Below are 2778 nucleotides of genomic sequence, written 5' to 3'. Positions count from 1 at the left end.
GAAGGGCCTTGCGCGACCTGAGCCCGCCGGCATCCTGCGAGCAGACGGACACGGCGACCAGTTTGCTAGCGCCTCCGATCACGCAAGTGACCCGAGCTTGAACTCAAATCCTGGCTGTCTCATTCGCGTTGACACGTACCGACCCATGCCCGGCATGTGCACGTCCATCAGCACGAGGTCGTATGCACATTCGCGCAGGGCGGCGATGGCGGCCTCGCCGGTTTCGACTGTGTCCACGCGGTGGCCGGTCTTAGTCAACATGCCGACGATGAGTTCGCGGTTCATTTCCACGTCCTCGGCGACAAGCACGCGGGCGGGATGCGGCGCTGGGGCGGCCGTTGCGCTCCGGCCCGCCGGGGGCTCGGCGCCAGTCACGCACGGCTTCAGCGGAACGACAAACCAGAAGGTGCTCCCGATGTTGGGCTGACTATCGAAACCAATCTCGCCGCTCATCAGCTCGACCAGATGGCGGCAGATTGCCAGCCCCAACCCAGTGCCGCCGCGGCCCCGCTGCACCTGGCTGAAGCGTTGGAACAGTTCGCCGCCCCTGTCCGCGGGGATGCCGATGCCGGTGTCTGCGACCGCGAACCGGAGCCGGGCTCCATTGCCACCAACCCGCGTGACCGTCAGGGCGACGACGCCCCGGTCGGTAAACTTGATGGCATTGGCGAGCAGGTTGAGGAGAATCTGGCGAAGGCGGTCCGGATCGCCCTGTACGTAGCCTACGGTATCGGAGGCGAACACTGTGCGCAGTTGCAGTCCCTTTTGCTCGGCGGCCGGGTGGACTAGGTCCTCGCAGTCGCGGGCCAGCGCCGCCAGATCAAAAGGCACGCTGCGCAACTCCAACCCACCCGCCTCCAACTTTGAAAAGTCCAGGATGTCGTTGATGACGGTGAGCAGCGAGCGTCCGGCGGCGTGGACATTGGCTGCGTAGCGGCGTTGCTCTTCGTCGAGCGCGGTGTCGAGCAGCATGTCGGCGAAGCCGATGACGCCATTCATCGGTGTGCGGATCTCGTGGGCGTTGGTGCAAAAAGGACCGGAGTGGTGGCGGCCGGGAGGGCGAGCGGGTAAAGGATCGGCCTCCGCTGAAGCCGAGAGTCCGATGCCGTACAAGGCCAACGAGCCCCGCCGTCACAAGATCCCGAAGGCGCGCTACCGTGTGGAGAACTGGGCAGCCTACGACGCGGCGCTGCGCCGGCGCGGCGACCTGACGATCTGGGTGTCGCCGGAGGCGATCGCCGCCTGGACGCGGCCCGCCACGGGACGGCGGGGCCGGCCTTCCCGCTATTCCGACATCGCAATTGAGACCGGGCTGATGCTGCGCCTGGCCTTCGGTCGGGCGTGGCGGCAGACCGAGGGCCTGCTGGGCTCGCTCACGCGCCTGCTCGGTCTGGACCTGCCGGTCCCGGATCACACGACCTTCTCCCGGCGCAGCGCCGATCTGGCAGTCGAGACGGCGCTGGCCAGGACGGATGGGCCGGTCACCGTGGTCATCGACTCCACCGGGCTGAAGGTGTTCGGCAAAGGCGAATGGCACCTGCAGAAACACGGCGGCCCGGCGCGCCGGAGCAGGAGAAAGCTTCATCTGGCGGTCGATCCCGACACGGGCGAGGTCCTTGCCTCGGAGTTGGCGGGCAACGAGGAGGGGGACGCTTCACTGGTCGGCTCGTTGCTCGACCAGATCACCCGCCCGATCGATGCGGTCATCGCCGACGGTGCGTACGACGGCGAGCCAACCTACCGGACCGTTGCGGCGCATGCGCCGAACGCCGACGTTATCATCCCGCCGCGTGCCACCGCGGTGGTGAGCGACACCGCTGAGACGGTTCCGTCAGGTCTCGCGCCAAGGTGAGCGAGTAGGCGCAGAGAGCCCGTCCTCCGGCTCCGTGTTGGTCAGGCGACAACGAGCAAGTCGCGCAAGGCGGCGACCCTCTGGACATGGATCGCCCGTCGGCGCGCCGCTGGGACGTGCTGCTTGCGCTTGGTCGCCGGCCGCAGGAAGTTGCGCACCACATCGTGCGCCCGGCAGAAGCGGTGAGCACTGATGTGGGTTTGGAAGCCGCGCATCGGGTGCGTGCGGCCTTTGACCCCGCGATGATCTTGCTCGAGATGGTTATTCTTGAACTTGGAAGTACGATGCTCGACGTCGTCGCCGAACACCTCCTCGAGGGCCGGCGGGTAGCCGGCATGCTTGTCGGTGGTGATGGTCTCCGGGATGACGCCGGTGACGTCCACGGCGGAGCGGAAGAACGCCTCGGCGGCGGCCTGGTTGCGGGTCGCGCTCAGGTAGATATCGACCAGATTGCCGTCGGTGTCGATGGCCCGGTACAGGTATTGCCACGCGCCGGCGACCTTGAGGTACGTTTCGTCCACGTACCAGCTCCGGCCGATTTGGCCCTTCCGGCGTTTGCGCAGGGCCTCCGTGAGCAAGGGCGCCAGCTTGACTTCCCACTCGCGCACCGCCTCGTGGGAGAAGACCAGTCCGCGCAGCAGCAGGATCTCGGCGAGATCGCGCAGGCTCAGCTTCAGGCGCAAGCGCCAGAGTACGATCAGGAAGACTACGTCCGTTGGCAGCTGCAGCCGGTTCAGCGTCGTGCCCGTGCGTTCATTGAACTGGCGCCCGCAGGCCCGGCAGCGGTGTCGCTTTCTCCTGAAAATTTTCACTGAAGATTTTCAGCGTCAAACACTCTTGATCGCATGACCCGAAGCCGTTCGGACGTCTGCCAAGTTCAATGGAATCAACGGGCCGGCAGCCAGGAAAGATTTGAATTGCAACGT

The 2778-nt window shown here is 66.0% G+C and carries 2 protein-coding genes and 1 pseudogene; 1 reads left to right on the top strand and 2 read right to left on the bottom strand.

Translation table 11 applies throughout. The features are described 5' to 3' along the window. Window positions 1-78: 78 nt before the first annotated feature. The gene (locus tag VD964_RS24990; protein WP_324871190.1) at window positions 79-1113 is read right to left on the bottom strand and encodes an ATP-binding protein; all 1035 of its coding nucleotides are present in this window, start codon (window positions 1111-1113) and stop codon (window positions 79-81) included. On the opposite strand from VD964_RS24990, the pseudogene VD964_RS24985 reads away from it, so the two are divergent. Beyond that, window positions 1103-1834 (top strand): annotated as a pseudogene (locus tag VD964_RS24985) (IS5 family transposase); the annotation flags it as partial. The gene VD964_RS24990 and the pseudogene VD964_RS24985 overlap by 11 nt on opposite strands. A gap of 59 nt (window positions 1835-1893) precedes the next feature. Here the strand turns inward: VD964_RS24985 and VD964_RS24980 are convergent. After that, complete coding sequence (locus VD964_RS24980) at window positions 1894-2664, bottom strand: IS6 family transposase (RefSeq protein ID WP_324871189.1); 771 nt, start codon at window positions 2662-2664, stop codon at window positions 1894-1896. Window positions 2665-2778 lie beyond the last annotated feature (114 nt).

The organism is Azospirillum sp. (genome assembly GCF_035628975.1).
GTDB lineage: Bacteria > Pseudomonadota > Alphaproteobacteria > Azospirillales > Azospirillaceae > Azospirillum.
The sequence above is the reverse complement of the archived record's forward strand: the minus strand, read 5'-3'. Positions and strand labels throughout refer to the sequence as shown.